Annotated in this window: 25 protein-coding genes; 8 read left to right on the top strand and 17 right to left on the bottom strand. The window is 67.1% G+C overall.

What is annotated here, in order from left to right; all coding sequences use genetic code 11:
- Positions 1–28 precede the first annotated feature (28 nt).
- The 3 genes from efeB to U4Y88_RS36005 all read right to left on the bottom strand — a co-directional run bounded on the left by efeB (position 29) and on the right by U4Y88_RS36005 (position 4,064).
- Positions 29–1,336 (bottom strand): iron uptake transporter deferrochelatase/peroxidase subunit, encoded by a 1,308-nt coding sequence (gene efeB, locus U4Y88_RS36015; protein ID WP_321789708.1) that lies wholly within the window; start codon positions 1,334–1,336, stop codon positions 29–31.
- Between the two features lie 2 nt (positions 1,337–1,338).
- On the bottom strand, positions 1,339–2,508 hold the full coding sequence (locus U4Y88_RS36010; RefSeq protein WP_405045106.1) for a hypothetical protein: 1,170 nt from the start codon (positions 2,506–2,508) through the stop codon (positions 1,339–1,341).
- Positions 2,509–2,606: 98 nt separating this feature from the next.
- The gene (locus tag U4Y88_RS36005; RefSeq protein ID WP_224008574.1) at positions 2,607–4,064 is read right to left on the bottom strand and encodes a carbohydrate porin; all 1,458 of its coding nucleotides are present in this window, start codon (positions 4,062–4,064) and stop codon (positions 2,607–2,609) included.
- Between the two features lie 361 nt (positions 4,065–4,425).
- Here U4Y88_RS36005 and U4Y88_RS36000 point away from each other — a divergent pair, with 361 nt between their 5' ends.
- Together U4Y88_RS36000 and U4Y88_RS35995 are read left to right on the top strand one after the other, a co-directional pair.
- Entirely contained in the window at positions 4,426–5,283 is an 858-nt protein-coding gene (locus U4Y88_RS36000; RefSeq protein ID WP_321789706.1) for an arylamine N-acetyltransferase, read from the top strand.
- Between the two features lie 42 nt (positions 5,284–5,325).
- Positions 5,326–6,003 carry an isoprenylcysteine carboxylmethyltransferase family protein gene (locus U4Y88_RS35995; protein WP_321789735.1) on the top strand — a complete coding sequence of 226 codons (678 nt, stop codon included), beginning with the start codon at positions 5,326–5,328 and terminating at the stop codon, positions 6,001–6,003.
- Positions 6,004–6,076: 73 nt separating this feature from the next.
- On the opposite strand, the gene U4Y88_RS35990 is transcribed toward U4Y88_RS35995, so the two are convergent.
- From U4Y88_RS35990 to U4Y88_RS35960, 7 genes are all read right to left on the bottom strand, one after another.
- Entirely contained in the window at positions 6,077–6,865 is a 789-nt protein-coding gene (locus U4Y88_RS35990) for a hypothetical protein (RefSeq protein WP_310633079.1), read from the bottom strand.
- A 69-nt stretch (positions 6,866–6,934) separates the two neighbouring features.
- Positions 6,935–7,114, bottom strand: coding sequence for a hypothetical protein (locus U4Y88_RS35985; protein ID WP_321789704.1), 180 nt, complete (start codon positions 7,112–7,114; stop codon positions 6,935–6,937).
- On the bottom strand, positions 7,089–8,093 hold the full coding sequence (gene cydB / locus U4Y88_RS35980) for a cytochrome d ubiquinol oxidase subunit II (RefSeq protein WP_224008586.1): 1,005 nt from the start codon (positions 8,091–8,093) through the stop codon (positions 7,089–7,091). Before cydB ends, U4Y88_RS35985 begins: the two co-directional genes overlap by 26 nt.
- Positions 8,094–8,149: 56 nt before the next feature.
- A complete protein-coding gene (locus tag U4Y88_RS35975) occupies positions 8,150–9,610 on the bottom strand; it encodes a cytochrome ubiquinol oxidase subunit I (protein ID WP_321789703.1) in 1,461 nt (486 codons plus the stop codon).
- Positions 9,611–9,913: 303 nt separating this feature from the next.
- A complete protein-coding gene (locus U4Y88_RS35970; protein WP_321789701.1) occupies positions 9,914–10,162 on the bottom strand; it encodes a 4-oxalocrotonate tautomerase in 249 nt (82 codons plus the stop codon).
- Positions 10,143–10,919 (bottom strand): class II aldolase/adducin family protein, encoded by a 777-nt coding sequence (locus U4Y88_RS35965; protein WP_321789699.1) that lies wholly within the window; start codon positions 10,917–10,919, stop codon positions 10,143–10,145. Before U4Y88_RS35965 ends, U4Y88_RS35970 begins: the two co-directional genes overlap by 20 nt.
- Before the next feature lie 21 nt (positions 10,920–10,940).
- Positions 10,941–11,873, bottom strand: coding sequence for an urea transporter (locus U4Y88_RS35960; RefSeq protein ID WP_321789697.1), 933 nt, complete (start codon positions 11,871–11,873; stop codon positions 10,941–10,943).
- 223 nt (positions 11,874–12,096) lie between these two features.
- Here U4Y88_RS35960 and U4Y88_RS35955 point away from each other — a divergent pair, with 223 nt between their 5' ends.
- Complete coding sequence (locus tag U4Y88_RS35955) at positions 12,097–12,648, top strand: putative glycolipid-binding domain-containing protein (RefSeq protein ID WP_321789695.1); 552 nt, start codon at positions 12,097–12,099, stop codon at positions 12,646–12,648.
- A gap of 34 nt (positions 12,649–12,682) precedes the next feature.
- Here U4Y88_RS35955 and U4Y88_RS35950 read toward each other — a convergent pair whose 3' ends face one another.
- Both U4Y88_RS35950 and tam read right to left on the bottom strand, forming a co-directional pair.
- Positions 12,683–13,567, bottom strand: a complete 885-nt coding sequence (locus U4Y88_RS35950) for a mechanosensitive ion channel family protein (protein WP_321789693.1) — start codon at positions 13,565–13,567, stop codon at positions 12,683–12,685.
- Positions 13,568–13,726: 159 nt separating this feature from the next.
- Positions 13,727–14,551: a trans-aconitate 2-methyltransferase gene (tam, locus tag U4Y88_RS35945; RefSeq protein ID WP_321789691.1), complete on the bottom strand. Its 825-nt coding sequence runs from the start codon at positions 14,549–14,551 to the stop codon at positions 13,727–13,729.
- A gap of 105 nt (positions 14,552–14,656) precedes the next feature.
- Here tam and U4Y88_RS35940 point away from each other — a divergent pair, with 105 nt between their 5' ends.
- Complete coding sequence (locus U4Y88_RS35940; protein WP_224014535.1) at positions 14,657–15,553, top strand: LysR family transcriptional regulator; 897 nt, start codon at positions 14,657–14,659, stop codon at positions 15,551–15,553.
- Between the two features lie 13 nt (positions 15,554–15,566).
- On the opposite strand, the gene U4Y88_RS35935 is transcribed toward U4Y88_RS35940, so the two are convergent.
- A complete protein-coding gene (locus U4Y88_RS35935; RefSeq protein WP_321789689.1) occupies positions 15,567–16,133 on the bottom strand; it encodes an N-acetyltransferase family protein in 567 nt (188 codons plus the stop codon).
- A gap of 163 nt (positions 16,134–16,296) precedes the next feature.
- Positions 16,297–17,223: a DMT family transporter gene (locus U4Y88_RS35930; protein ID WP_321789687.1), complete on the bottom strand. Its 927-nt coding sequence runs from the start codon at positions 17,221–17,223 to the stop codon at positions 16,297–16,299.
- A 169-nt stretch (positions 17,224–17,392) separates the two neighbouring features.
- Between U4Y88_RS35930 and U4Y88_RS35925 the strand changes: the two genes are divergently transcribed.
- Positions 17,393–18,844 (top strand): PLP-dependent aminotransferase family protein, encoded by a 1,452-nt coding sequence (locus U4Y88_RS35925; RefSeq protein ID WP_321789685.1) that lies wholly within the window; start codon positions 17,393–17,395, stop codon positions 18,842–18,844.
- Between the two features lie 51 nt (positions 18,845–18,895).
- Here U4Y88_RS35925 and U4Y88_RS35920 read toward each other — a convergent pair whose 3' ends face one another.
- Together U4Y88_RS35920 and U4Y88_RS35915 are read right to left on the bottom strand one after the other, a co-directional pair.
- Positions 18,896–20,200 (bottom strand): MFS family transporter, encoded by a 1,305-nt coding sequence (locus tag U4Y88_RS35920; RefSeq protein WP_321789683.1) that lies wholly within the window; start codon positions 20,198–20,200, stop codon positions 18,896–18,898.
- A 255-nt stretch (positions 20,201–20,455) separates the two neighbouring features.
- On the bottom strand, positions 20,456–21,973 hold the full coding sequence (locus U4Y88_RS35915; RefSeq protein WP_321789681.1) for an MDR family MFS transporter: 1,518 nt from the start codon (positions 21,971–21,973) through the stop codon (positions 20,456–20,458).
- Between the two features lie 205 nt (positions 21,974–22,178).
- On the opposite strand from U4Y88_RS35915, the gene U4Y88_RS35910 reads away from it, so the two are divergent.
- The 3 genes from U4Y88_RS35910 (at position 22,179) to U4Y88_RS35900 (ending at position 25,366) form a co-directional block, all read left to right on the top strand.
- The gene (locus tag U4Y88_RS35910) at positions 22,179–22,895 is read left to right on the top strand and encodes a TetR/AcrR family transcriptional regulator (RefSeq protein WP_224014546.1); all 717 of its coding nucleotides are present in this window, start codon (positions 22,179–22,181) and stop codon (positions 22,893–22,895) included.
- Between the two features lie 199 nt (positions 22,896–23,094).
- Positions 23,095–24,645 carry a deoxyribodipyrimidine photo-lyase gene (locus tag U4Y88_RS35905; protein WP_321789680.1) on the top strand — a complete coding sequence of 517 codons (1,551 nt, stop codon included), beginning with the start codon at positions 23,095–23,097 and terminating at the stop codon, positions 24,643–24,645.
- A 307-nt stretch (positions 24,646–24,952) separates the two neighbouring features.
- Entirely contained in the window at positions 24,953–25,366 is a 414-nt protein-coding gene (locus U4Y88_RS35900; protein ID WP_224014550.1) for a response regulator, read from the top strand.
- A gap of 209 nt (positions 25,367–25,575) precedes the next feature.
- Here U4Y88_RS35900 and U4Y88_RS35895 read toward each other — a convergent pair whose 3' ends face one another.
- Complete coding sequence (locus U4Y88_RS35895; RefSeq protein ID WP_321789678.1) at positions 25,576–26,196, bottom strand: Fur family transcriptional regulator; 621 nt, start codon at positions 26,194–26,196, stop codon at positions 25,576–25,578.
- Positions 26,197–26,247: the final 51 nt, after the last annotated feature.

The raw sequence follows: 26,247 nt of genomic DNA, 5'->3' as shown, positions 1-26,247 counted from the left end.
CGCGCAGAGATGCGCGCGCCGGTTTGCGTTACGCCTCGAACAGCGGCGCGCCGATGTACGAGCCGGGTTTCGCGCCCGGCGGACATGCGAACACGGCGCTGCCGACGTGCGTGGTGAACTGGTTCATCATGTCGAACTTCGCGAGCTTCTCGTTGATCGGAATGAAGCCCGTGCGCGGGTCGGCCTGGTGCGCGATAAAGATGAGGCCCGCGTCATATTCGGTTTCCTGACGCCACGGCGGCCAGCGCTCGATATAGAAGTTCGTGCCGTCGTTGTACGAGTACGAGCGGCGCAGGATCTGCGCGCCGTTGTTCGACGCGCGATTCGACAGGCGCACGTGCGAGTTTTCAGGAATCAGCGGATTGCCGTCCTTGTCGTTCGCGGTGAGATCGACCGCGTCGAATTCCTTCGTCTGGCCGATGGGCGCGCCGCTGTACTTGTGACGGCCGAACACCTGCTCCTGGAAGCCCAGTTCCATCTGGTCCCAGTGCTCGATCGTGATGCGGATGCGGCGCACGACCGTATAGGTGCCGCCCTGCATCCACGGCGCGTCGGCGGCCGTGGCCCAGACGAATTCGTTCATCGCCGTCGGGTCCGAGGTCGGCGGATTGTTCGTGCCGTCCTTGAAGCCCATCAGATTGCGCGGCGTCTGATTGCGCGGGCCGGAGAGAAAGCCCGCCTGCCCCCAGCGCATGTGCAGCTTGCCGTAGCCCTGGCGCGCGAGCTGGCGCACCGCGTGGAAGGCCACTTGCGCATCATTCGCGCAGGCCTGCACGTAGAGATCGCCGCCGGTTTTTTCGGCCACCAGTTGATCGCCGTTGAAACGCGGCAGATCGACGAGCGCGGCGGGGCGCAGATGCGCGAGTCCGTAACGATCCTTGCCTTCGGACATGAAGAGGCCGGGACCGAAGCCGAACGTCACCGTGAGACCGGCCGGGCCGAGACCGAGCACATCGCCGGAATCGGGCGCGGGCTGATCGTCCTTGCCGTTGTCGAGCGAGGCCGCGGCCTGGCCTTGCGTCATGCGCGCGGCCGATTCGGTCCACTGACGCAGCAGCGCGATCACGTCGTCGCGCGAGGCGGTCGTGAGATCGAACGCGGCCACGTACGTATGCGCCTGCTGCGGCGTGACGACGCCGCCCTGATGCGCCGCGTAGAACGGCTCGACCGCGTTCATCGGATCGGCGGCCATGGGCGCGTGATGCTTCGCTTCGGCGGCCTGCGTCAGACCGCTCGCGCCGAGCGACGCGCCAGCGGCCAGCGCCGCGCCGCCTGCCTTGAGAAAACCGCGCCGCGCGGGACGCGGCGGCGCGTTCGGTTTATCGTCTGAGGCCATGATTATTTCGCCAGTACGAGCGTGTTCACGTCGTCTTCGACGTAGTAGAAGCCGTCGCCCGCCGGTGTGAGTGCGATGCCGAACAGGTCGCCGTTGCCGGGCGGCGTCTGCGCCTTGTCGGTATCGATCCAGCGTGCGTAGAGTTGCTTCGCCGCGACCGGGTCGATCTCGACGACCTGGCCGTTGAGCGCGTTGGTCACGAGCAGATGGCCCTGGGGCGTGGTGATCATCGCGAGCGGGCGATGCAGCAGGCCGTCGGCAGTCAGTTGACGGCCCACGCCCGCGCTCGTGTCGCGCGTGGTCGGATCTTCGATCACGTTGATGCGGTTGCCGATCGCGTCGGACACATAGAGCAGCTTGTTGTCGGCGGACAGCGCGAGGCCGGTCGGGCCGACAAGGAACACGCCGCGGTCGGCGCGCGCGCCGAAGCCGCTGGCGATCACCGTTTCGCTCTTGACCGTCGGCGCCTGACCGTTCGGAATGTCGAGTTCCATGCGCAGCACGGTGGCCTGCTTGAACACGGGCGGCTCGCCGTCCGGGCCGAGTTCCGTGCCGCCCACGCCGAAGCCCGCATTGCTCACGAACAGCGTCGCGTGATCGCCGTTGTCGATCACGGCCATGTTGCCCCACGGGTCGTTGATGTTCGGACTGCTGATGGCTTTCGCGATCTTGCCGTTGCTGTCGAGCACGATCAGGCAGCCCGCGCCCTTGGTGTTGGTCGTGCCGTCGTTGCTCGGCGTGCTGCCGACGATTACCCAGCCCGACTTCAGCATCGTCATCGCGGTCGAGAGGCCCACGCCGCCCGGACATTCCTTGAGGTCGCGCGGAATGGTGGCGAACAGCGTCATCTGCTTCGTGTCCGGGTGATAGTCGACGATGGTCGAACCGGTGCCCTGCATGTTCGCGGCGTTATTGAAGTTGTCGATCAGCACGTCGCCCTGCTTGACGGCGCCCGCGCTCACCGGCGCGATGACGAGCGCGTACGGATTCTGGTCGCCGTTATCGGGCACCGTGTTGATGAGCGTGGTCTGGTGCTTGACGATCTCCAGCATGCCGGGCTCGCCGGCATGCGCGGCGAACGGGGTGCCGAGCAGTGCGGCGGCGGCGAGCGCGAGCGCCGCGCGAGTGGCGTGAGCCGAGCACAGCAGAAGCTTGCGCGTGGCGTGATTCATTGTTTTTCTCCGTGCCTCGCGCGCGCACGGGCACGCGCTGGCGGGCGCGGCGTGGGAGCGTGAGGACTTGGTGTTGGACATGGTGCGGATGCGGTGAATCAGAACGTGATGTTGGTGCGCACGCCCAGCACGAAGGTGTTGCGCAGCGGCTGGGTCGGATCGTTCGGGTTCTGGCCCGCGCCGGCGTTGAAGGTGTATTGCGCGTCGGCCTGAATCTGCCACCACGGCGTGACCTCGTACTGATAGGTCGCTTCGAGCGTGGTTTCCTGCGTGCGCACGCCGTACGGTCCCGTGTTGAAGTTGCGGTAATCCATGTCGAGATCGTGCAGGGCGTTGCTCACCTTGATATACGTGACGGCGAGACCGACGCTGTCGTTGTCGCGGCCCTTGAACGGCGCCTTCATCACGATGCCCGCGTTGGCCGAAAAATCGACAGGATTGCGGTCGCCCGGCGCGCCCATCACGCGTGCGAACACGCCGATGCTGCGCGGTTCGTCGGGATCGGGACGCCACACCATCTGGTCGGCTACGGCGTAAATGCTGTAGTTGCCGTGATGCTGCGCGGCAATGCCCGTGCTCGCCGGATTGTTGAGCGAGAGACCGGTGTTGTCGTAATGCTGATCGTCGAACGAATTGCTGTTGTACCAGAAGCCGATCTTGTAAGTGCCTGGGAGTCCCTGGTGATCGGCGCTGACCAGCTCGCCTTCCGAAGGCTGATTGATCGCATACTGCAACTCGCCGATCACGAGCGTGCCGTTGTGCAGATTGAAGTTCGTGCCGCTGATATTGTTCGGATCGTTGCCGAGCGGATCGCCGGAGAACACGCCGATCAAGCCCGTGAGCGACGGCGCGATCTGGCCGCGCACGCGCACGCCGAGACCGGCGAGCGGATACGCGGGGCCGCCCGAAGGCATGTCGTACGAGGGCAGCGCGGGCCAGCCGAACATCGTGTTGACGAACAGCGCCGCGTACTGGCTCGTGATGAATTCCTGGTCGATGCTTTGCTGACCGACCTTGACGTCGAGCTTCTTGTCGAGGAAGGACTGCTGATACCACATCTCCCACAGACGCGTGGTCGCCTGCGCCTCGATCCCGCTCGCCGTGTTCAGCGTGCCGAGATTATCCGCGCTCAGATTCGTGCCGTGAATCTGCAACGCGCTGATATTGAACAGACCGCCCGGAATGCCGAGCGCCTTGCTCGTATCGAGCTGCAAGGTGGCGGTGGTGAGGCCGTCATAGGCGCCGCCGCGTTTGAGGCCGCCGCGCAGGTTCGCAAGATATTCGCTGGTTTCGGTCAGATCGAACGTGACGCCGTATTTGCCGAGCCACGGACGCAGCCCGCCCATGTCGCCGAGCAGGTTCTCGCGCGACCAGATGCCCGTGAAAAAGTTGGACGGTTCCGCCTTGATCGCGAGGTCGGCCTCGGGGGCGTCGGGGCTGCTCGACTGCGCCTGCGCCGTGCCGCACGCGAAGGCTGCGCACGCCGCCCACAGGGCGAGCCCGCGCAAGGCGGGCGAGCGCCGTCCGAACGAACGGTCTGTCCGGTTGAAATTCATCGTATTCCTTACTTATTTAATTCTTTCTTAGCCGAGGGATCGAGTCGCGCATGCGCTTTAGGGCGCCTTAATTCTTGTCTCCGAGACGTCGCCATCGTACTCAGCGGCCCTATAACGGTCAACACAAATGAGAATGATTCTCAACGTAATTACACTATGTAAGGGCGGGGTTTACGAATGGCTGTCGAAGCGTATTGACGCGATTAAGATTGGTTAAAAAACGGCATTCTGTCTGACGAAAGAAGTCGCTTATCATCACGCCGTAAGCGTTGGCTACCCACGTCGACCACGCCTGTCGATCGCGTGACGCCCACGCATTTCAGCCGTCTTTTCATACGCACTTTTCACTCAGGTTGTCTCCATGTCCGACCAGGATTTCAAGCTCGATCTCGACCGCTATTTCGCCCGCATCGGTTACGACGGACCGCGCGCCGCGACGCTCGACGTGCTGCGCACGCTGCATCGTCTGCATCCGTGTGCGATTCCTTTTGAAAACCTCAATCCGTTCTCGGCGCGCGGCGTGTCGATCGCGCTGCCGGACATCGTCGCGAAGCTCGTCGACTCGCGCCGCGGCGGCTATTGCTTCGAGCACAACACGCTGTTCGCACACGTGCTGATGCAACTCGGTTTCGACGTGGAACCGCTGGCGGCGCGCGTGCTGTTCGGTCAGCCGTCGGACGCGGCCACGCCGCGCACGCACATGCTGCTGCGCGTGCAGGCGGAAGGCGAAGCCTGGCTCGTCGATGTGGGCTTCGGCGGTGCGTCGCTGAGTGCGCCGCTCGCGTTCGCGCAGCGCGGCGAACAGGCCACGCCGCTCGAACCCGCGCGTCTCACGCCGAGGGATGAAACGAACGCGACGGGCGCGCGCGAATGGACGCTCGAACACTTCGACGGCGAGGCGTGGGGCGATGTCTATCGATTCGAAGACGCGCCTGCGCTATGGTGCGATTACGAAGTCGCGAACTGGTACACGTCGGCGTCGCCGCAATCGTTCTTCACGGATTGCCTGATCGCCTGCATCGCGCGCGACGGCCGCCGCGCGATCCTCTTCAACGACCGCTACACGGAACGCGACGTCGCGGGCAACGCGACGCATCGCACGCTCGCGAACGCGGGCGAACTCGACGATTGCCTGAGCACGCAGTTCGGCATCGACACGACGGGCTTCGACATGCAGGCGAGTTTCGCGCGCGTGCAGGGACGAGGCGAAAAGCGCTGACGCCCGCGAGGGCGAGGGCGCAAGGAGGGCATCATGAAGCCGCTGATCGCGCGACTCGTCACGCAGACGCTGATCTGGCTCGTGTTTCAGGGCGCGATGCTGTTCGTCTCGGCGGGCACGCTCGCGTGGCCCGCCGCGTGGCTCTGGTTGCTCGAATGGGCGGGGTGTGGTCTCTGGATCGGCCTGTGGCTCGCGCGCACCGATCCCGGCCTGCTCGCCGAGCGGCTCGCGCCGTTCGCGCAGCGCGGGCAGCAGCGCTGGGACCGCGTGTTCATGGTGTCGGTCGCGCTGGGCTGGTGCGCGTGGCTGTGCCTGATCGGCCTCGATGCCGTGCGTTATCGCTGGTCGCAGGTGCCGGTCTGGCTCGCCGTGTGCGGCGCGGTGGCGATCTTCGTCGATCTCTACGCCACGCGCGGCGTGTTCGCGGCGAACCGTTACGCGGCGCCCGTGGTGAAGATCCAGCGCGAGCGCGGCCATGTGCTGAGCGACAGCGGGCCGTATGCGTATGTGCGCCATCCCATGTACGCGTTCGCGATCCTGCTGCTGGCGGGCACGCCGCTCATGCTCGGTTCGTGGTGGGGACTGGCGTGCGTGCCGGCGATGGTCGCGGCGATCGGCTGGCGCGCGGTGCGCGAGGAGCGCACGCTGGCCGAGGAACTGCCCGGCTATCGCGCGTATCTGGAGCGGGTGAAATACCGGTTCGTGCCCGGCGTGTGGTGATGTGGATCGCTGGCGCGCCGTGCAAGACGGCGCGCGCTTCACGATCCAGGCGCTGCGAATGCAAAGCGGCGAATCAGAAATTCCGCGGCGACTGCTGCGGATCGAGTTCCTTCGCATAACGCCGATGCAGCCACGCGAGCGCCGTGGTCGTGACCAGCACGAACGCGATATTTGCCGCGCTCTGGCCGAGCGCGAGCGCGGCGAGTCCGGCGGGCGTCTCCACGCTCTCGGGCGTGATGCCCGCGAACACAAGGCCGATCATCACGACGAGCCCGCAGAGCAGCACCGGCAGCGCCGCCATGAAGGACACGCCGGCGAGGCTCCAGAAGTGTCCGCGACTGTCGCGCCAGGCCGCGCCGAACGCGAAGCGCCCGCCCATCGCGAGCGCGGGCGACAGCAGGCACAGCCGCACGGCCACGCACATCCAGAGCGTGACGACCACCAGCGAGAGAAACAGGATGCCGCCCGTGTGATGCGGGCGCAGCACGAGCCAGAATAGCGCCATGGTCAGCGCGCCGCCGAGCACCAGCACGACGCCGAAGCCGAGCAGGCGCACCAGCGGCATCGCGCCGCCGGGCAGGACCGGCGAGGCCTGCTCGCCGAGCAGCACGAAGCGGTAGATCTTGAGCGTGAACCAGAGATAGACGAGCGCGTTGAGGATCGTGGCGATATTGGCCGCGAGGATCAGCGCCGACGAGGGATCGTCGCCATCGCCCGGCACGGGCCGGCCGGCCATCGCCACCCAGCCGAGCGCGGCGTAAATGAGGAAGGTGCCGATCACGAGCCCCGGCATCTGCGTGACGGCTTCGCGCGCGCTCGCCCACGCGCGCTTGACGCATTCCATGAAGGTCATCTGTTGCATGGTTCTTATCGTAAGAGTTGACAGATGGCCTACAGTCTAACGCGACGCCGGGCGGCACGGGTCGTCGCGTTATTTCACGGCGAATAGCGTCAGGTTCATGAACACCTTGAACACGAAGCCCAGCGAGACCGCCGCGCCCACGCCGCCGCACCAGAGCAGCACGAACCAGAGCCAGCCGGGCAGCTTGCCCGCGCGGGTCGCCGCGGCGTTTTGAGGGGCTTTCTCAGTGATAGTGATGGGTGTCGCCATGGCGGAGCTTGCCTCGGAAGACCCAGTAACCCAGCGCCGTGTAAGCGAGGATGATGGGCAGGATGAACGATGCGCCGATCAGCGTGAAGGTCTGGCTTTCGCGCGGCGCGGCGGCTTGCCAGAGCGTGAGCTGCTGCGGAATCGCATACGGCCACAGGCTCACGAGCAGGCCCACGTAGCCGAGCAGCACGAGCGCGAGCGCGGCGACGAACGGCGTCTTGTGATGGCGCGACTGCACGGCCCAGCGCATCCACACGGCGCAGGCCACGACCAGCAGCGGCACCGGCGCGAGTCGCCAGAACAGGCCCGAATGGAACCAGCGGTCGGCGATGGTCGGGTCCTGCATCGGCGTCCAGGCGCTCACGAGCGCGATGAAGGCGAGCAGCATCACCGTGAGCGGCCAGACCAGCTTGTGCAGGCGGCGTTGCAGATCGCCCTCGGTCTTGGCGACGAGCCAGCAGCTGCCGAGCAGCGCGTACGTCGCCACGAGGCCGAAGCCCGACAGCAGCGTGAACGGCGTGAGCCAGCCGAAGGCGTCGCCGGCGAACTGGCCGTTCGCCATCGGAATGCCTTGCAGGAAAGCGCCCAGCGCGATGCCCTGGAAGAACGCCGCGCCCGTCGAGCCGCCGATGAAGGCGAGATCCCACAGATGCTTCGTGCGGTTCGCCTTGGCGCGGATCTCGAACGAGACGCCGCGGAAAATCAGGCACGCGAGCATGAAAACGAGCGGCAGATAGAGCGCCGAGAGCACGGTCGAATAGACGATCGGGAACACGGCGAACAGACCCGCGCCGCCCAGCACGAGCCAGGTTTCGTTGCCGTCCCAGACGGGCGCGACGGTGTTCATCATGAGATCGCGTTCCTCTTCGTCGGGGAAGAACGGAAACACGATGCCGATGCCCAGATCGAAGCCGTCGAGCACGACGTAGAGCAGAAGGCCGAGCGCGATGATCGCGGCCCAGATGACGGTGACATCCATGTTTGGCTTGCCTCGTTGCGTATCGTTGCGTATGCGGATGAAAGTGCGGCCGGGTATCAGGCGTCGATCAGCTGATCGGCGGCGGACATCGGGCGGCGCGCGGTCTGGTTCGCGGCGAGCGCGGGATGCGCTTCATCGGCGCGACCGTGGACCGGTGTGTCGTGCGTGTCGTGCGTGTCATCGGAGCCCGGCAGCGCCGGACCCTTGCGCATCAGCTTGAGCAGGTAGTAGATGCCCGTGCCGAACACGAGGAAATACACGGCGACGAACGCCATCAGCGAAATGCCCACTTGCTGCGCGGTGAGCGGCGACACGGCCTGCGAGGTGCGCATCACGCCGTAGACGACCCACGGCTGGCGGCCCGCTTCGGTCGTGATCCAGCCCGCGAGCAGCGTGATGAAACCGGTCGGTCCCATCGCCAGCACGAAACGCTGGAACAGGCGCGATTCGTACAGCGTGCCGCGCTTGCGCAGCCACCAGCCCGCAACGGCCAGCACGATCATCAGGATGCCTAAGCCAACCATTACGCGGAAGGTCCAGAAGATGAGCGTCGAGTTCGGACGCTGATCGGGCGGGAACGACTTGAGACCCTTGATCTCGCCGTCCCAGCTATGCGTGAGGATCAGGCTGCCGAGGTGCGGAATCTTCACGGCGTAGCGCGTGGTTTCCGCCTGCATGTCGGGAATGCCGAACACGTTGAGCGAGGTGCCGCCTTGCTCGGTGTCCCACAGGCCTTCGATCGCCGCGATCTTCGCGGGCTGATATTCGCGCGTGTTCAGACCGTGCGCGTCGCCGACGAAAGCCTGCACCGGCGCGAGCACGAGCAGCAGGCCGAGCGCCATCGAGAACATCTTCTTCACGGCGGGGTCGCGGCGGCCCTTGAGCAGATGCCACGCGCCCGTCGCGGCCACCACCAGCGCGGCCACGATGAAGGCGGCGATCGCCATGTGCGCGAGCCGGTACGGGAACGACGGATTGAAGATGATCTTGAGCCAGTCGGTCGGGACCACGTGGCCGTCGACGATCTTGAAGCCTTGCGGCGTCTGCATCCAGCTATTCGACGCGAGAATCCAGAACGTCGAAATGAGCGTGCCGATGGCGACCATCAGCGTCGCGCCGAAGTGGGCGCGCGCGCTCACGCGGTTCCAGCCGAACAGCATGATGCCGAGGAAGCCGGCTTCGAGAAAGAACGCCGTCATGACTTCGTACATGAGCAGCGGACCGGTGATGGGACCGGCGAACGACGAGAAACCGGCCCAGTTGGTGCCGAACTCGTAGCTCATCACGACGCCCGAGACCACGCCCATGCCGAAGGCCACGGCGAAGATCTTCGACCAGAACAGGCAGAGGTCTTTGTAGAACGGTTTGCGCGTCTTGAGCCAGCACGCTTCGAGCACCGCGATGAAGCTCGCGAGACCGATGGAGAGCGCGGGAAAGACGATGTGGAATGAAACGGTGAAGGCGAACTGTAGCCGGGCGAGATCGAATGCGGATAGAGCGGGGATGGACGATTGCATATGCGTGCCTTGCGTGGCTGTATTTGCTTGCGTGACGCATGCGTTGCCGCGTGCGAATGGACGTAAGCGTAGGGGAAGCCCGCGCGTCGTGCTGCGCTGCGACATGCGCCAGCATGTCGCAGCAGTCAATCGTCAAGTGAAAACAGGGTGCGCTAAAGCGTTGATAAGGATCAATTTAGCGAGAAGATTCGCTGCGCTTTGATATGACGCAAGGCGTGTGCGCTGCGTCAATTTGCGTCAATTTGGATCGGCTTCAAGTGGCGTCGCGCGCTGTGCGTCAATTCGCCCAGGTGCGCGGCGCGTTCAGCGCGGATCGCTCCAGAGTTTGCCCGCCGTCGCCCAGTTTTCGGGCTTCACGTCCTGAAAGATGATGTCGACGGACGAGGCGTCGACGCCCAGCACCTTGCAGGTGGTTTCGGTCAGCGCGGCGGCGAGTTCGCGCTTCTGCTCGATGCTGCGTCCTTCGAACATTTCGATGTGGAATGTCGGCATGGTGAGGCTCCTTGTTGGGGGGTAGAGGGGATGGGGGAATTCATTCGCGGTACGAAGCATCGAGGCGATCGAGCTTGCGCAAGAGCGCGGGCCATTCGAGTTCGCCTTCGATCGCGCCGCCGTCGTCGAGTTGCAGGGCGGTGCGCGCGCAGACTTCGGGCGGCGGCACGACGAGCGGCACGCCGCCCGCCTGCGCCTGCAATTGAATTTCGCAGGCCTTGATGAGCGTGGCCATCAGCACGAAGGCTTCGGCGACGGTGCGGCCCGTGGTGAGCGTGCCGTGATTGCGCAGCAGCATCGCGAACTTCGCGCCGAGATTCGCGGTGAGGCGCGTGCCTTCGGCGGGCGTGAACGCGAGGCCTTCGTAGTCGTGCCACGCGAGCCGCTCGTAAAAGCGCAGCGCGTGTTGCGAAGCGGGTAGCAGACCGTCGCGTTGCAGCGAGACCGCAATGCCCGCCGTATTGTGCAGATGCATCACGCAGACGGCGTCGGGGCGCGCGAGATGCACGGCGGCGTGCAGCGCGAAGCCGGTCGCGTTCACGCGATGCGCGCTGTCGCCGACGATGTGGCCATCCGTGTCGATCTTCACGAGATTCGATGCGCACACTTCGTCGAACGCGAGGCCGAACGGGTTGATCAGAAAGCGGCCGGGCTGATCGGGAATCGCGGCGGAGACGTGCGTGTAGATCAGATCGTCCCAGCCGTATAGCGCGATCAGGCGGTACGCGGCGGCGAGATCGACGCGCAGCGTGCGTTCGGCATCGGACAGCGGCGCGGTGTCGGCGCGAATGCCGGTGGGGCGATGGGCGAAGGACATGGCGTTTCCTGTGACGAACGATTAGCGAATGTTGTGCGAGGCGGACGCGGCGCGCGTGAATCCGCACACTCGCCACGCGCCATGCACGGCCCAGCCCGCGAGCGCGAACGGCGCGGTCATGGCGGGCAGGCCCAGGCACACGGCGACGAGATGCAGCGCCGCGGCAAGCATCGTCGCACAGATTGCGGCGCGTGCGCCGAGCGTGCAGGCGGCGAGCGCCGCGAGCGCGCCGTTGAAGCCGCACAGGCCCGCGTCGAAACTCGCGCCCGGCACGCCCGCGAGCCATTCGATGCCGCTCGCGAGCGCCGCGCCGCCGAGCGCATACGCCGCCGCGCGCCGCGACGAGAGCGCGATGCCCGCGAGCAGCACGAGGCCCGGCAGCGCGCCGGTGGCGAAGGCGGTTTGCGCGAGGCCGCTCAGGGTGCCGTTCAGCGCGTGGGCGGCGAGGTTGAGCGATGGCGCTGCGTGGGCGGAGTTTTCATCGATGACGGTTGGCGGAACCGTCGTCCGCAACGCCATCCAGATCCACGTCGCGGCCAGACACGGCGACGAATACACGGCCAGCCCGATCTTGCCGAGCCGCCGCGCGAGCGGGGCGCCGAGCCAGGCGCTCGCGGCGGCGGCGAGCAGCGCCAGCGCGACGGCGGTCGCCGGATCGCCGCCGAACGTGAAGGCCGCGAGCGCGGCGAGCGCGCCGTTGAAACCCGCGAGGCCGTCGTCGATTTGCGCGAGCGCCGTGCCGCCTAGCAGCGCGCAGACGTTCGCCGCCGTCGCGCCGATCAGCGCCGCGCAGGCGAGCCGCGCGTCGCAGAGCGCGAGCGCCGCGAGCACGCCCGCGCCGGTGCCCGCGTGACGCTGCAGCACGATCTGGCCCAGGCTGCGCAGCAGCGTGCGCAGCGGCGCGGCGAGCCGGTCGGAGGCGGCATACAGGTGGGCGGGGGCGTGGGTCGGCATGGCGGTCGTGCGGCAAGGCTTGGGGATGTGGACGCGTGCAAGCGTGAAGACGCGCAAGCGTGAATGCGAAAGGGAACATGGCGCGCATCGCGAGCATAGGCGATGCGGTGCGGGTTGCGCATGCGCGCGGGTTGATAGTCGCTATTTGCGCGCCGATGCGGGCCGCGCGTGAGCGCGCTACGATAGCCGCAGCCGCGCACCCCGGCGCGGCGGGAGACGAGCGATGCGTGAAGTGCGTTGGGCTTCGGAGGAAGGCGAGGGCATCGAGCACCTGGCGTTCGATGCGAGCGGCAGCGCGATCCGCGTGGAAAGCGTGGTGGTCGGGCAGCGTTACGGCAAGGCCTATGGCCTCTGCTACACGGTGCAGTGCGACGCGCGATGGCGCGTGACCTACGCGGCGTTTCGCGTGATGGGCGGCGCGGCGTTCGCGATGCACGGCGACGGCCTCGGCCACTGGCGCGACGACGCGGGCCGCGCGCTCGACGCCATCGAAGGCTGCATCGACATCGATCTCGCGGCCACGCCGTTCACGAACACCTTGCCGATCCGCCGCCTCGGTCTCGCGCGCGGCGAACGGCGTCCGATCGACGTCGCGTATCTCGCCGCGCCCGAACTCGAACCGCGGCGCGTCGCGCAGGCCTATGTGTGCATCGAGCCTGATCGGATCTATCGCTACGAAGGCATTTTTCGCGACTTCACGGCGGATTTGCGCATCGACGAAGACGGACTCGTGATCGACTATCCGACGCTGTTCAGGCGCTTGCCCGCGCCCTGAATTTGCCCTGATTTTTCCCTGAAATCGCGTGGCGTCAGCGCGCGGGAGTGTGCGTCGCGCCTTGTGCGGAGTCTGCATCCGTTTGCGCGCCGCCCGTCTGCACGATATGCAGTTCGCGCGTGCGCACCGGCAGCGCGCAATGCGCGTCGGCGAGCGCCTGGCGCACCTGGCGCGAGAGCGCCCAGCGCATGTCCCAGAAGGTGTCGATGTTGGACCACGCGCGGATGTTGAGCACGACCGTGCTGTCGTCGAAACGCGTCACCATGACTTGCGGCGCGGGCGCGGCCAGCACGCGCGGATCGGCGGCGGCCAGCGCGCGCAGCGCCTCGATCGCGCGGTTCACGTCGTCGCGCACCGACACTTCCACTTCGAGGTCGAGACGGCGCGTGGGATTGCGGCTGAAATTGCGGATCGAATTGCTCCACAGCGCGCTGTTCGGCACGTATTCGCAGATGCCGTCGGGCTTCGTGAGACGCGTCGTGAAGAGGTTCACTTCCTCGACCGTGCCCGCGACATTGCCGCCACCGCCGTCGATATAGTCGCCCACTTTGAACGGGCGCAGCAGCAGCAACATGATGCCCGCCGCGATATTTTGCAGCGTGCCTTGCAGCGCGAGGCCGATGGCGAGACCGGCGGCGCCGAGCACCGCGACGATGCTCGCGGTCTGGATGCCCAGTTGCGACAGCGCGCCGACGATCGCGACGAGGCGCACGCCCCACAGCGCGCAATCGCGCACGATGGGACGCAGCGTGGCGTCGATGCTGCCCTGGCCCGAGAGCCATTTGCCGACGCGCCGCGAGATCCACCAGCCCGCCCACAGTATGGCGACGGCGGCGCACAGACGTAGCGCGAGAGCGGTGAGCGCGTCCCACAGGAAACTCCAGTTGGACGGGTGAACGTGCACGAGTAGCGATTGCATGGGGGCGAGGTCCTCGAAGTCGGGCGCGGCGGTGCGTGACCGGCCGCGCAAAGAGGGCCTATTTTACGGGGCGAACCGGTTTGCTTCGTGCTTCGATGGCGCTTTGATCGCGACGCGTGCGCGAGTTATTACGTTAGCGAACGTTCGCGAAAGTGCGCGTCAGCCTCGCGTCGCGACGATGAACAGACGCGGAAACGGCAGCAGCACGACGCCGTTATCGAACGCGGGATACGCGCGCGCGATGGCCTCGCGGTAGCGCGCGGTGAACGCGGCGCGTTCTTCGTCGCTGCCGAGCGCGGCGAGGAAGGGGCGCATGGCGCTGCCCTTGAACCATTCGACCACGGCGTCCGGGCCGCCCGCGAGCGGATGATGATAAGTCGTGCGCCAGACATCGACGCGCGCACACAGCGGCGCGAGCAGCGCGTAGTAGTGGCGCGCGTCGAAACGCTCGGTGCGCGCCACGCCCGCGAGGCGCTCGGCCCACGGCGCTTCGGCGGCGATCTCGCGCAGCAGCCGGTGCGCGGGCTCGTCGAGATTGTCGGGCATCTGGACCGCGAGGTGGCCGCCGGGCGCGAGGCGCTGCACGAGGCGCGGAAACAGCGTGTCGTGATCGGGCATCCATTGCAGCACGGCGTTCGCGAGTATCAGGTCGTAACGCGGCGCGTCGCTGCCGCGCGCGCTCCATTCCGCGATATCGGCGAGTTCGAAATCGAGTTGCGGCAGACGCTCGCGCGCGGCATCGAGCATGTCCGCCGACGCATCCACGCCGCTCACCTGCGCGCCCGGCGCGCGCGCCATCAGCATTTCGGTGGAATTGCCCGGACCGCAGCCGATATCGACCGCCGCGCAGATCGTCTGCTCAGGCGCGATCGGCACGGCCGCGAGCAGGTCGCGCACGGGACGCGTGCGTTCGTCCTCGAACTGCACGTATTGCTTCGCGTAACCGTCGCGCGTGGTGGTGTTGTCCGCTGCGTTGTTCAGCATGGGCGTCTCCTGGGGAATGGATGTGGGGAGCGGGATGCGCGTATTCTGGGCGCGAACGGGAAATCAGTAAAATGAAATAAGTTCGATGATTGATTCATAAAATTGATGAAAATAGATACGCTCGGCGTGCAGGCTTTCGTCGCGATCGCGGAAGGCGGCAGTTTTCGCCAGGCCGCGCAAACGCTCAATGTCACGCAGACGGCCGTTACGCAGCGCCTGCGCAAGCTCGAAGCGCATCTCGGTGTCGTGCTGGTCGAGCGCACCACGCGTCACTGCGCGCTGACCGAAATCGGCGAACGGTTTCTGCCGCAGGCGCGCCGCCTGCTGAGCGAACTTGCCGATGCGCTCACGGAAATCCGCGAAACCGGCATGAGCCAGCGCGGCGATGTGTCGATTGCGTGCGTGCCGACCGTGGGCGTGCAATATCTGCCGCGCGTGCTGCGGCGGTTCTCGGAGATTCGTCCGCATGATCGCGTGCGCATACTCGATCATGCTTCGGCATCCGTACTATCTGCGGTGTTGCGGCGCGAGGCCGAGTTCGGCATCAGCGTGGCGGGCGGGCAGCATCCCGAGTTGAGCAGCGTGCCGCTGACCACCGATCCTTATGTGCTGGTCTGCCGCGAGGATCATCCGTTGGCGAAACGGCGGCGCGTGAAGTGGTCGGCGCTGAGCGAGCACGCGCTGATTTTCGCGGGCGAGGTGAGCGCGAATCGCGGGCTGCTCGACGTCGCGCTGGAAACGAATGGCGTGAATCTGCGCGCGTTCTACGAGGTGCAGCGCAGTTCGACGGCGCTCGGGCTTGTGGCGGAAGGGCTCGGTGCGGCGGTCGTGCCGCGCCTCGCGGTGCAGAAAGCGGCGTTTCCGATGGTGCGCGTGGTCGAGCTCGTGGAGCCTTCGGTGTCGCGCACCCTGGTGCTGGTGACGCGCAAATCGGCGCATTTGTCGCCGGCCGCGCAGACGCTTTACGACCTGCTGCTCGCGCAGGGCGGCAAGGCGCGCTAGCGCGCGGCGCGCCTTATGTGGCTGAGGTGGCTGAGGTGGCTGACGTGGCTGGCGGGGTTTGCGCGCCCGCGTTGAGCGCGCGCTGCATCAGCGTCGTGTCGCGCCACTCGCCATGCTTGAAACCCACGCCGCGCAGCGTGCCGACGAGTTCGAAACCGAGGCTCGCATGCAGCGCGAGCGAGCCGCCTTTCGGGTCGGCGATCACGGCGATCATCTGCCGCCACGGGCCTTGTTCGCAGCGCGCGATCAACGCTTCGAGCAGCACGCGGCCGAGGCCGCGTCCGCGAAACGCCTCGTCGATATAGATCGAATCTTCCACGGTGTAGCGATACGCCGCGCGCGGCCGATAAGGCGTCGCGTAGCAATAACCGGCCACCTTGCCGTCGATTTCGGCGACGAGCCAGGGCAAGCCCTGTTCGCGCACGGCGGCGTGGCGGCGCAGCAGGTCGTCGAGCGAGGGCGGCGTTTCCTCGAACGAGGCTGCGCCGTGCAGCACATGATGCGCGTAGATGGCGCCGATGGCGGCAAAGTCGGCGGGCGTGGCGTCGCGCATCAGGGGCGCGGTAGGCGGTGCGTTCATGGGCGGGCGGTGCGAGTGGAGCGGGGTGGCAGGCCGCGTGGATGCGGCCAGTCTGTCCACTATGCCTTGTGCGCGCGCTGAATTGAAGCGAGTCAAAAATCGCGTAGGGGCGGCATCAACGAGGACGCCCACTGACGCACCAACGCTCGCATCGACGCCCGTTTCAACCGCGCTGCGCCTGCGCGCGGTTCTGCTGCGAATGCTTAGGCGCGGGACTGCGTCCGAATCGGCGCGCGCCGGCCACGCAGCCGATCACGACGGCCGTGACGGCAAGCATCGCGGTCGGCACCGCTTCGTGCAGCAGCAGGGCCGCGAGCAGGAAGCCGAAGAACGGCTGCAGCAACTGCAACTGGCCGACGCCCGCGATGCCGCCGAGCGCGAGTCCGCGATACCAGAACACGAAGCCGATCAGCATGCTGAACAGCGACACATAAGCGAGCCCCCACCACGAGGCCGCGCTCACCGCCGCGAACGAGGCGGGCAGGCACCACGCCGCGAGCGGCACCATCACGGGCAGCGAGATCACGAGCGCCCAGCAGATCACCTGCCAGCCGCCGAGCCGCCGCGAGAGCCGCGCGCCTTCCGCATAGCCGAGGCCGCAGACCACGATCGCGGCGAGCATCAGCGCGTCGCCGACCGGCGAGGCGTCGGCGCCATGACGCAGCGCGAACGCGACCACCGCGCCGCTGCCGAGCGCCGAGAACAGCCAGAACGCGGGCTGCGGGCGCTCGCCCGCGCGCAGCACGCCGAAGATCGCGGTCGAGAGCGGCAGCAGCCCGACGAAGACGATCGCGTGCGCCGAACTCACATGGCGCAGCGCCAGCGCCGTGAGCAGCGGAAAGCCGACCACCACACCGAGCGCGACGATCACGAGCGGCCAGACTTCGCTGCGCTGCGGCCGCGCCGCGCGAAACAGCATCAGCAGCAGCGCGCCGAGCAGGCCCGCGAGCGTGGCGCGCGCGCCGGTGAGAAAGAGCGGATCGAGGCCGAGCACGGCCACGCGCGTGGCGGGCAGCGAGCCGCTGAAGATGAGCACGCCGGCGAGGCCGCAGAGCCAGCCGTCGGTGGTGGAGTCGAGGGTTTTGCGCATGGGGGAAGAGTGGAGAGCCAGGCCAAAGCGCCTATGCCATCTGGCCGATCATGCGCGCGCGGCCCCGAACCGGTAAGCTAAGCATCAGTACAATTTCGATGAACTGTACTGAGTACGGATCAGTACAGTTGGCGACAGTGGGGGACGGCGGGTGGACAGCGGAGGACAGATGGAGGACACACGGCAGACAGCGGACGGCGCGCTCACGCGCGTCGAGCAGGTCATGCGGATCGTGCGCGAGCGGATCGCGTCGCGGGCGCTGGCGGCGGGTGCGCGCGTGCCGTCCATCCGCACGATGAGCGAGCAGTCGGGCGTGTCGAAATCGACGGTGGTCGAGGCCTACGAGCGGCTCGTGGCCGAAGGCGCGCTGGTCGCGCGGCGCGGTTCGGGGTTTTTCGTGGCGGGCGCGGGCGGTATGGCGATGCTGGGCGCGCAACCGCAGCCGCGTCTGGATCGCGAAATCGATCCGCTCTGGCTCACGCGTCAATCGCTCGAAACCGATGCGCGCGCGTTGCGCCCCGGCTGCGGCTGGCTGCCCGCTTCGTGGCTGCCGCAGGACGCGGTGCGCCGCGCGCTGCGCGCCATCGCACGCGATCCGCGCGCGCAACTGACCGACTACGCCACGCCGCTCGGCCAGCCCGAGCTGCGCCAGCATCTGTCGTGGCGGCTCGCGCAGCACGGCATCGGCGCGGAACCCGGCCAGATCGTGCTCACCGACGGCGGCAGCCAGGCGCTCGACCTGCTGTGCCGCTTTCTGCTCCAGCCTGGCGACACCGTGCTCGTCGACGACCCGTGCTATTTCAACTTTCAGGCGATGCTGCGCGTGCATGGCGCGAAGGTCGTCGGCGTGCCGTACACGCCTACCGGTCCCGATCCGGCCGCGTTCGAGCGCGTGCTCGCCGAGCATCGCCCGCGCCTCTACGTCACGAATTCGGCGATCCACAATCCCACTGGCGCGACGCTCGCGCCCGCGGTCGCGCATCGCGTGCTCAAGCTCGCCGAGGAGCACGGCCTGACCATCATCGAAGACGACATCTTCGCCGACTTCGAGACCGATCCCGCGCCGCGTCTCGCGGCCTTCGACGGGCTCGCGCGCGTGATCGCCATCGGCAGCTTTTCGAAGACGATGACGGCCGCCGCGCGCTGCGGCTATATCGCGGCGCGCGCGGACTGGATCGAACCGCTCGTCGATCTGAAGCTCGCGGTGTCGTTCGGCAACGGGGAATTGACGGCCGATCTGGTGCAGCGTCTGCTCGTCGACGGCACGTATCGGCGTTATCTGGAAGGCTTGCGCGCGCGGCTCGCCGACGCGATGGGCGACACGCTGCGCCGTCTCGCGGCGGCGGGGCTCACGGCGTGGACGCGGCCGCAGGCGGGCATGCTGTTGTGGGCGCGTTTGCCCGATGGGCTCGACGCGGCGCAGGTCGCGCGCGAGGCGCTCGCCGACGGCGTGGTGCTCGCGCCGGGCAACGTGTTCAGCGTGTCGCGCGGCGCGGGCGAGTATCTGCGTTTCAATGCTTCGCAGTGCAATCGGCCCAAGGTCTACGAGACCTTGCAGCGCGCGATGGAGCGGGCCGCATTGCAAACGTCCCCGCAATCCGCATGGGAACGCGTGGACTGAAACCAGAACGGCGCACGCGTTGCGCGTGCGCCGTTCGTTATCGCATCACAATCACGGCTCGTGACGCAGATAACCTTCCTTGCTCGGGTCGCGCATGCGCCACGAAACGAGCAGCGAAATCGCGCACAGCACGGTCACGTACCAGTAGAACGTGCTTTCGCTGCCGATCGACTTGAACCACAGCGCGACGTATTCCGCCGAGCCGCCGAAGATCGCGTTGGCGACCGCATACGAAAGGCCCACGCCCATCGCGCGCACTTCGGGCGGGAACATTTCCGCCTTGATGAGACCGCTGATCGACGTGTAGAAACTCACGATCGCCAGCGCGATCACGATCAGCGCGAACGCGGCGAACGGGTTCGTCACGTCCTTGAGCGCGTGCATCAGCGGCACCGTGCAGAGCACCGAGAACACGCCGAACAGCAGCATCGAGTTGCGGCGGCCGATCTTGTCGGAGAACGCGCCGAACACCGGCTGCAGCAGCATGTAGACGAACAGCGCGCCCGTCATCACGTTGCTGGCGGTTTTCGCGTGCATGCCCGCCGTGTTCACCAGGTACTTCTGCATATAGGTGGTGAACGTGTAGAAAATCAGCGAGCCGCCCGCGGTGAAACCGACCACCGTGAGGAACGCGCCCTTGTGCTGCCACACGCCGCGAATCGTGCCCGCGTTCTGCTTGTGGCGCGATTCGTTCGTCGAGGTTTCGTTGAGCGATTTACGCAGATAGAGCGAGATCAGCGCGGCGCACGCGCCCACCACGAACGGAACGCGCCAGCCCCACGCCTTCAGCTCTTCGGTCGAGAGCGTCTGTTGCAGGATCACGAGCACGAGCAGCGCGCACAACTGGCCGCCGATCAGCGTCACGTACTGGAACGAGGCGAAGAAACCGCGCCGGCCCTTGAGCGCCACTTCGCTCATGTAGGTCGCGCTGGTGCCGTACTCTCCGCCCACCGACAAGCCCTGGAACAGGCGCGCGATCAGCAGCAGCAACGGGGCCATCGCGCCGATCTGCGCGTAGGTCGGCAGCACGGCGATCACGAGCGAGCCGCCGCACATCATCAGCACGGAGATCATCATCGCGGTGCGGCGGCCGTGGCGGTCGGCGATGCGGCCGAACAGCCAGCCGCCGATCGGGCGCATCAGGAAGCCTGCCGCGAACACGCCGGCGGTGTTCAGCAGCTGCGTCGTGGTGTTGCCGCTCGGGAAGAACGCGGGCGCGAAGTAGAGCGCGCAGAACGAGTAGATGTAGAAGTCGAACCACTCGACGAGATTGCCCGACGAGGCGCCGACAATGGCGAACACGCGTCGCCGCGTGTCGTGCGCGTCGGGCACGGCGGTCTCGGTCTTGACGTCCATGGGAGGTCTCTTTCCTGTGTAGTGCTTTTTTGAGGCGCGGCGATCGGCGAACCGCGAATCGCCGCGTACAGATGCGCGTTGCGCCTCGGGATTTTATCTAATTGTAAATATACGATGTGCAAATGTAAGGAAAACCCCAGGGTGCGGGGCGCGCGGGCAATCGGGCGCTGAGGAAAGGGACAGAGCGAAGGCCGGACGGAAGACGCGTGCGCGGCGCGAGAACCGCGCCGCGCGAAGGGAAGCTAAAGGGAAAAATCAGGGATGCTTGCGCAACGGCACGTCGCGCAGCAGCCAGGCGAGCACGAAGGCGAACACCACCACGCAGGCCGCCGAGAGATAGACCGTGTGCAGCGCGCCCGAGAACGCGTCGAGGTATTGCGCGTGCAGCGCGGGCGGCAGATGGTGGATGACGTCGGGCGTGAGCGGCTGCGGCAGTTCCACGTCGGCGGCGAGCAGCGTCGCGAGGCGCGCGTGCAGGCCGTGCGAGAACACCGCGCCGAATGCGGCCACGCCCACCGAGCCGCCGATCGAGCGGAACAGCGTCGCGCCCGAGGTCGCCACGCCCATGTGGCGGAACTCCACGGTGTTCTGCACCGCGAGGATCAGCACCTGCATCACCATGCCGAGCCCGCAGCCAAGCAGGCCCATGTAGAGATACATGCGCGTGAGCGGCGTGTCGATTTCGAGGCGCGCGAGCAGCATCATCGCCGCGGCCACGCAGGCGGTGCCGATGATCGGGAAGATGCGGTACTTGCCGATCTTGCTGATCACGCGTCCCGTGATCACCGACATCACGAGCACGCCGCCCATCATCGGCAGCATCTGCATGCCGGCCTCGGACGGCGTCGAGCCCTTCACGACCTGCAGATACAGCGGCAGGAACGTGACCGAGCCGAACAGCGACACGCCCACGATAAAGCCGATCAGGCTCGACAGCACGAAGGTGCGCTCGCGAAACAGTTCGAGCGGCATGATCGGTTCGGCGGCGTGCTTTTCCTCGTGGATGAACCCCGCGACCGCCACCACGCCGAGCGCCAGCGTGAGCCACAACTGCGGCGAATTCCACGGCAGCAGCGAGCCGCCTTCGCTCGTGAAGAGGATCAGGCAGGTGAGCGCGGCGGCCAGCCAGCCCGCGCCCATGTAGTCGATCACGTGCTTGACCTGCGCGACGCGCGGCTTGAACACGGCGCCGATCACGGCGAGCGCCACGGCGCCCAGCGGCAGGTTGATGTAGAAAATCCAGCGCCACGACAGATGCTCGACGAGAAAGCCGCCGAGCAGCGGGCCGATCACGGTGGCGAGGCCGAACACGCCGCCGAACATGCCCTGATATTTGCCGCGTTGCGCGGGCGGGATGACGTCGCCGATCGCGGCCATCGTCACGACCATCAGGCCGCCGCCGCCGATCCCCTGCAACGCGCGCAAGGCGATCAGCTGCGGCATGTTCTGCGCCATGCCGCAGAGCGCCGACCCCGCCAGAAAGATGACGATAGCGATCTGCAAGACGAGCTTGCGGCCGAACAGGTCGCCGAATTTGCCGTACAGCGGCACGACGATCGTGGACGTCAGCAGGTAGGCCGTGACCACCCACGACAGCCGGTCGAGCCCGCCCAGTTCGCCGACGATGGTGGGCAGCGCCGTCGACACGATGGTCTGGTCGAGCGCCGCGAGCAGCATGACGAGCAGCAGCGCGGGAAACAGCAGCCGGATCGGCGGATGGCCGCCGGTCTGGTCGGCCGGCCCGGCGGCGAGGTGTTGCGCAGTGGAGTCCATGGGAGGTCTCGCGTCCTTCATCGCGGTTTTCATGATCGGGATCGATCTTGAAATTAATTAACTTGAAGATTAATATTAGGGCAATTCTGAAGCCCGGTCAAAGCCGGATTCGTAACCGCTGCGTTACCGATGGTTTCGCGTCCTGCTCTTAAGACGATCGGCGCGCTCGTGTATTGTTCGCGTGGGCCCGATTTTTCGAATCACCATGACTACTGTTGACACTGCGGTTGACACTGCGCCGGAAGCGGCGCCGCCAAAAGGCGCGAAGGAGACGAAGGGACTGACGGGCGCGAAGCGGCCGGGCCGTCCGAGCGGCGGCGCGGGCGGCGCCGGGCAGCGCGAGCGCCTGATCGTCGCGGCGCTCGCGCTGTTCGCGCGCCAGGGCATCCTCGACACCACGCTCGCCGCCATCGCGCGCGAGGCGGGCGTCACGCCCGCGATGGTGCACTACTACTTCAAGACGCGCGATCAGCTGATCGACGTGCTGATCGACGAGCGTTTCGTGCCGCTGCGCACCGCGCTCGGCGGCTCGTTCGAGCAGCATCCCGACGATCCGCTCGCCGCGCTCACCGAACTGACGCGGCGTTTCGTCGAGGTGGGGCAGGCGCATCCGTGGTTCGCGCCGCTGTGGGTGCGCGAGGTGATCAGCGAGGGCGGGCTGCTGCGCCAGCGCATGCACGAGCGCTTCGGCCACGACAACCAGCGCGCGGCGCACGCGGCGATCGAGCGCTGGCAGCGCGAGGGCAAGCTCAACGCCGATCTGGAGCCGTCGCTGCTGTTCCAGTCGCTGCTCGGGCTCACGCTGCTGCCGCTCGCCACCGCGCCGGTCTGGCGCAACGCGCCCGTGCCGCACCGCATCGGCGCCGAGGAAATCGCGCGCCACGCCGTTGCGCTCATCACCCGAGGCATACGGCCTGCTTAGTTCGCTAGCCTCGCGGCTTCGATCGCGCGCATTGCAGGTCCGGCGCGCGTTCAGCGCATGTTCAGCGCACATTTGGCCCGCTTGGCGCGCCGCCGCGCGTGGTACGCTGCGGCACCCGAGCGCCGCCTGGCCCAAACACATCGCACGCAGGTGCGCAAAGCGGCCGGACGGCGCGGCACGTCACACGTTCGAGGTCCGGTTGACCGCTAAAAAATCCACCCCCGCGCCCGTCATCGCCTGGTTTCGCGACGATCTGCGTCTCGCCGACCAGCCCGCGCTCGCCGCCGCCGCCGAGACCGGCCAGCCGCTGATCTGCCTCTATATCCACGATCCCGATGCCGCGGGCGAACGCGCGCCCGGCGGCGCGCTGCGCTGGTGGCTGCACGTGTCGCTGCACGCGCTCGACGCTTCGCTGCGCGAGCGCGGCGGGCGGCTCGTGATCCTGCAAGGCGCCGAGGCCGACACGCTCGAAGACTTCGTCGAGGCGAGCGGCGCAACGGGCGTGTTCTGGAACCGCCGCTACGGCGCCCACGAGCGCGAATCGGATGCGGCGCTCAAGGCGCGTCTGCGCGAGCGCGGCCTGATCGCCGAAAGCTTCAACGGCGCGCTGCTCGCCGAACCGTGGACGGTGCTCAATCAGTCCGGCGAACCGTTCCAGGTGTTCACGGCTTACTGGCGCGCGTGCCGCCGCATCGGCGATCCGCCGCCGCCCGCGCCCGAGCCGGATCGGCTGAATTTTCAATCGCTACCGGCACGTCTTACCCAGCGCGCATCGAAACTCGACGATCTCGCTCTCGCGCCGCGCAAGCCCGACTGGGCGGGCGGCATGCGCGAGGCGTGGCCCGCCGGCGAGGAGGCCGCGATCGAGCGTCTGAACGCGTTCCTCGGCACCGATTTCGAGGCCTACGCGGAGGAGCGCGACGCGCCGTCCCACGCGGCCACGAGCCGTTTGTCGCCGTATCTGCGCGTGGGCGCGATCTCGCCGCGCCAGGCGTTCGCAGCGCTCAAGGCCGCCGAGCATGGCGTGAAAAAGGGTTCGAAGACGGGATCGCCCGCGCGCCGCGCCGAAAGCGCCGAAAAGTTCGCGAGCGAACTGGGCTGGCGGGAGTTCTGTTACTACCAGCGCTTTCACTGGCCCGATCTCGCCGAGCGCAATCTGCGCACGCATTTCGACGCGATGCCGTGGCGCCGCGACGCCAGGGCCCTGCGCGCGTGGCAGCGCGGCCTGACCGGCTATCCGCTCGTCGATGCCGGGATGCGCGAGCTGTGGCACACGGGCTGGATGCACAATCGCGTGCGCATGGTGGTGGCGTCGTTCGTCGCCAAGCATCTGCTGCTCGACTGGCGCGAGGGCGAGCAGTGGTTCTGGGACACGCTCGTCGATGCCGATTCGGCCAGCAATCCCGCCAACTGGCAGTGGGTGGCCGGTTCGGGCATGGATGCGGCGCCGTATTTCCGCATCTTCAATCCGGTGCTGCAGGGCCAGAAGTTCGATCCGCGCGGCGCGTATGTGCGGCAGTGGGTGCCCGAACTGGCGAAGTTGCCCGACAACGCGATCCATCAGCCCTGGAAGGCCAGCGCGGCCCAGCTCGAAGCGGCGGGCGTGCGCCTGGGCACCGACTATCCGCTGCCCGTGGTCGAACATGATGTGGCGCGCGCGCGGGCGCTGGAGGCGTTCGCGAAGACCGGGAAATCGGGCGCGAAGGCTGCACCGGGCAGGGGAAAAGCCGCACAGGAATCGTCGGAATGAGGGCGCTGCGAGGGCAGAAGCGAGCGCCGATGAGCGTGCAGACGCGCGGACATGCGCCGCCTCTACGCGCGCTGGCGAGCCCGCGCAAAGCCCGCCGTAAGCGCCTGCAAGGCGGCGCGGCGCGCTTGTCATCTGCGTGACCTCGCAAGGGTCTATTGTGCGCGGCGCAGTGAACCCGCGGCATCAATATTGCTCTATATGGGCGGCCTCGGGATCTCTCCGGGGCGCAGTGCCCGCAACGCGAGGCGCGCCGGCCGCCCGCTGGCGCACTTCGCGAAACAGACAGAACGGCATTCAAGCAAAGACAATGAACGCAGTACACAAACTCGACCAGACGACCATCGTGCTGGTCGAAGACGACCCGCAAAGCCGGGACTCGCTCGCCTCGCTGCTGGAGGCCGAAGGAGCCCGCGTCGTTGCGGTGGAGGACGCCGAAACCGGTGTCGAAGCGGCGATCAGGCTGCTTCCCGACGCAGTGGTCTGCGATCTCGATTTGCCCGCGATGGACGGCTTTTACCTGATTCAGCGTCTGCGCGACCACGAGATACGCGGCGATCACGCGCCGGCCGTCGCGGTGGCGCTCACGGGCCACACCGACGAAAGCTGGCGTTTGCGCAGCATCGGCGAAGGCTTCCAGCACTTCATGACCAAGCCGGCCAAGCCGGAAGCGCTGGTCGCGTTGCTCAGCGACGCGATCGACGCGCGCCATTCGTCCTTCTGAGCGTATCGTGCGGCGGCCCGGGCCGACGAGGACCGGGCGCGCCGCTCGCACGCGACATGCCACGCGGCCCACGCGCCGCGAGCGGCCGCGTGCGCGCCAGGCGCGGCGGTTCAGCCCGCGGCGGCCCTTGCGTTCGAACCCTCTATGCGTGAATGCGCCGATGCGTGACGGCACCGGCGTGAAGCCCCGGCTCGCGCCAAGGAATGCGCTCAGGAATGCGCGGCGGTTTCCGTCGACGACGTGGACGCCTCGGCGGCCTGGCATTGCGCGCAGACGCCCTTGAGTTCGATGCCGTCGCCCGAAAGCCGGTAGCCCGCTGCCTCGATCTGCGCGACGAGTGCCTGGCGCAGCTTGGGCTCGTGCAGTTCGGTGACGTTGCCGCATTGCTGGCAGACCACGAGGATGCCGTGCTGGCATTGCGTGAGGTCGTGGCAGACGGCGAACGCGTTGATCGATTCGATGCGGTGAATCAGGCCCGCCGACAGCAGAAAGTCGAGCGCCCGATACACCGTGGGCGGCGCCGATCCCGGATGGATCTGGCGCATTTCGTCGAGCAGCGAATAGGCCTTGGTCGCGCGGCCCGAGGCGAGCAGCAGTTCGAGCACCTTGCGGCGGATCGGCGTGAGCTTTTCGCCGCGCTCGCGGCAATAGGCTTCGGCCATTTCGAGCGCGGTGTCGAGCGATGCGCCGTCCGGGGCATGACGATGAGCGTGCGCCGCGTGGGCGTGGTCATCTGCGTGGGCATGCGCGTGATCGTGCGGCGCATGGGCCTCGTGGGCCTCGTGCGTGTGAGGCGCCGCGCTTTCCGGGGACGGTTTTGCTGTCTTCATGCTGCGATTATACGGGGCGCGCCGCGCGCGCGCCCGGCCTGGCGCCGGACC

The organism is Paraburkholderia sp. J94 (assembly GCF_905220285.1).
Taxonomy (GTDB): domain Bacteria; phylum Pseudomonadota; class Gammaproteobacteria; order Burkholderiales; family Burkholderiaceae; genus Paraburkholderia; species Paraburkholderia tropica_A.
The sequence above is the reverse complement of the archived record's forward strand: the minus strand, read 5'-3'. Positions and strand labels throughout refer to the sequence as shown.

What these genes read in the sequence shown, in the direction of transcription:
- efeB (WP_321789708.1), bottom strand. Translation starts at nt 1,336, where the DNA reads ATGGCCTCAGACGATAAACCGAACGCGCCGCCGCGTCCCGCGCGGCGC.
- U4Y88_RS36010 (WP_405045106.1), bottom strand. Translation starts at nt 2,508, where the DNA reads ATGAATCACGCCACGCGCAAGCTTCTGCTGTGCTCGGCTCACGCCACT.
- U4Y88_RS36005 (WP_224008574.1), bottom strand. Translation starts at nt 4,064, where the DNA reads ATGAATTTCAACCGGACAGACCGTTCGTTCGGACGGCGCTCGCCCGCC.
- U4Y88_RS36000 (WP_321789706.1), top strand. Translation starts at nt 4,426, where the DNA reads ATGTCCGACCAGGATTTCAAGCTCGATCTCGACCGCTATTTCGCCCGC.
- U4Y88_RS35990 (WP_310633079.1), bottom strand. Translation starts at nt 6,865, where the DNA reads ATGCAACAGATGACCTTCATGGAATGCGTCAAGCGCGCGTGGGCGAGC.
- U4Y88_RS35985 (WP_321789704.1), bottom strand. Translation starts at nt 7,114, where the DNA reads ATGGCGACACCCATCACTATCACTGAGAAAGCCCCTCAAAACGCCGCG.
- cydB (WP_224008586.1), bottom strand. Translation starts at nt 8,093, where the DNA reads ATGGATGTCACCGTCATCTGGGCCGCGATCATCGCGCTCGGCCTTCTG.
- U4Y88_RS35975 (WP_321789703.1), bottom strand. Translation starts at nt 9,610, where the DNA reads ATGCAATCGTCCATCCCCGCTCTATCCGCATTCGATCTCGCCCGGCTA.
- U4Y88_RS35970 (WP_321789701.1), bottom strand. Translation starts at nt 10,162, where the DNA reads ATGCTTCGTACCGCGAATGAATTCCCCCATCCCCTCTACCCCCCAACA.
- U4Y88_RS35965 (WP_321789699.1), bottom strand. Translation starts at nt 10,919, where the DNA reads ATGTCCTTCGCCCATCGCCCCACCGGCATTCGCGCCGACACCGCGCCG.
- U4Y88_RS35960 (WP_321789697.1), bottom strand. Translation starts at nt 11,873, where the DNA reads ATGCCGACCCACGCCCCCGCCCACCTGTATGCCGCCTCCGACCGGCTC.
- U4Y88_RS35955 (WP_321789695.1), top strand. Translation starts at nt 12,097, where the DNA reads ATGCGTGAAGTGCGTTGGGCTTCGGAGGAAGGCGAGGGCATCGAGCAC.
- U4Y88_RS35950 (WP_321789693.1), bottom strand. Translation starts at nt 13,567, where the DNA reads ATGCAATCGCTACTCGTGCACGTTCACCCGTCCAACTGGAGTTTCCTG.
- tam (WP_321789691.1), bottom strand. Translation starts at nt 14,551, where the DNA reads ATGCTGAACAACGCAGCGGACAACACCACCACGCGCGACGGTTACGCG.
- U4Y88_RS35940 (WP_224014535.1), top strand. Translation starts at nt 14,657, where the DNA reads ATGAAAATAGATACGCTCGGCGTGCAGGCTTTCGTCGCGATCGCGGAA.
- U4Y88_RS35935 (WP_321789689.1), bottom strand. Translation starts at nt 16,133, where the DNA reads ATGAACGCACCGCCTACCGCGCCCCTGATGCGCGACGCCACGCCCGCC.
- U4Y88_RS35930 (WP_321789687.1), bottom strand. Translation starts at nt 17,223, where the DNA reads ATGCGCAAAACCCTCGACTCCACCACCGACGGCTGGCTCTGCGGCCTC.
- U4Y88_RS35925 (WP_321789685.1), top strand. Translation starts at nt 17,393, where the DNA reads ATGGAGGACACACGGCAGACAGCGGACGGCGCGCTCACGCGCGTCGAG.
- U4Y88_RS35920 (WP_321789683.1), bottom strand. Translation starts at nt 20,200, where the DNA reads ATGGACGTCAAGACCGAGACCGCCGTGCCCGACGCGCACGACACGCGG.
- U4Y88_RS35915 (WP_321789681.1), bottom strand. Translation starts at nt 21,973, where the DNA reads ATGGACTCCACTGCGCAACACCTCGCCGCCGGGCCGGCCGACCAGACC.
- U4Y88_RS35910 (WP_224014546.1), top strand. Translation starts at nt 22,179, where the DNA reads ATGACTACTGTTGACACTGCGGTTGACACTGCGCCGGAAGCGGCGCCG.
- U4Y88_RS35900 (WP_224014550.1), top strand. Translation starts at nt 24,953, where the DNA reads ATGAACGCAGTACACAAACTCGACCAGACGACCATCGTGCTGGTCGAA.
- U4Y88_RS35895 (WP_321789678.1), bottom strand. Translation starts at nt 26,196, where the DNA reads ATGAAGACAGCAAAACCGTCCCCGGAAAGCGCGGCGCCTCACACGCAC.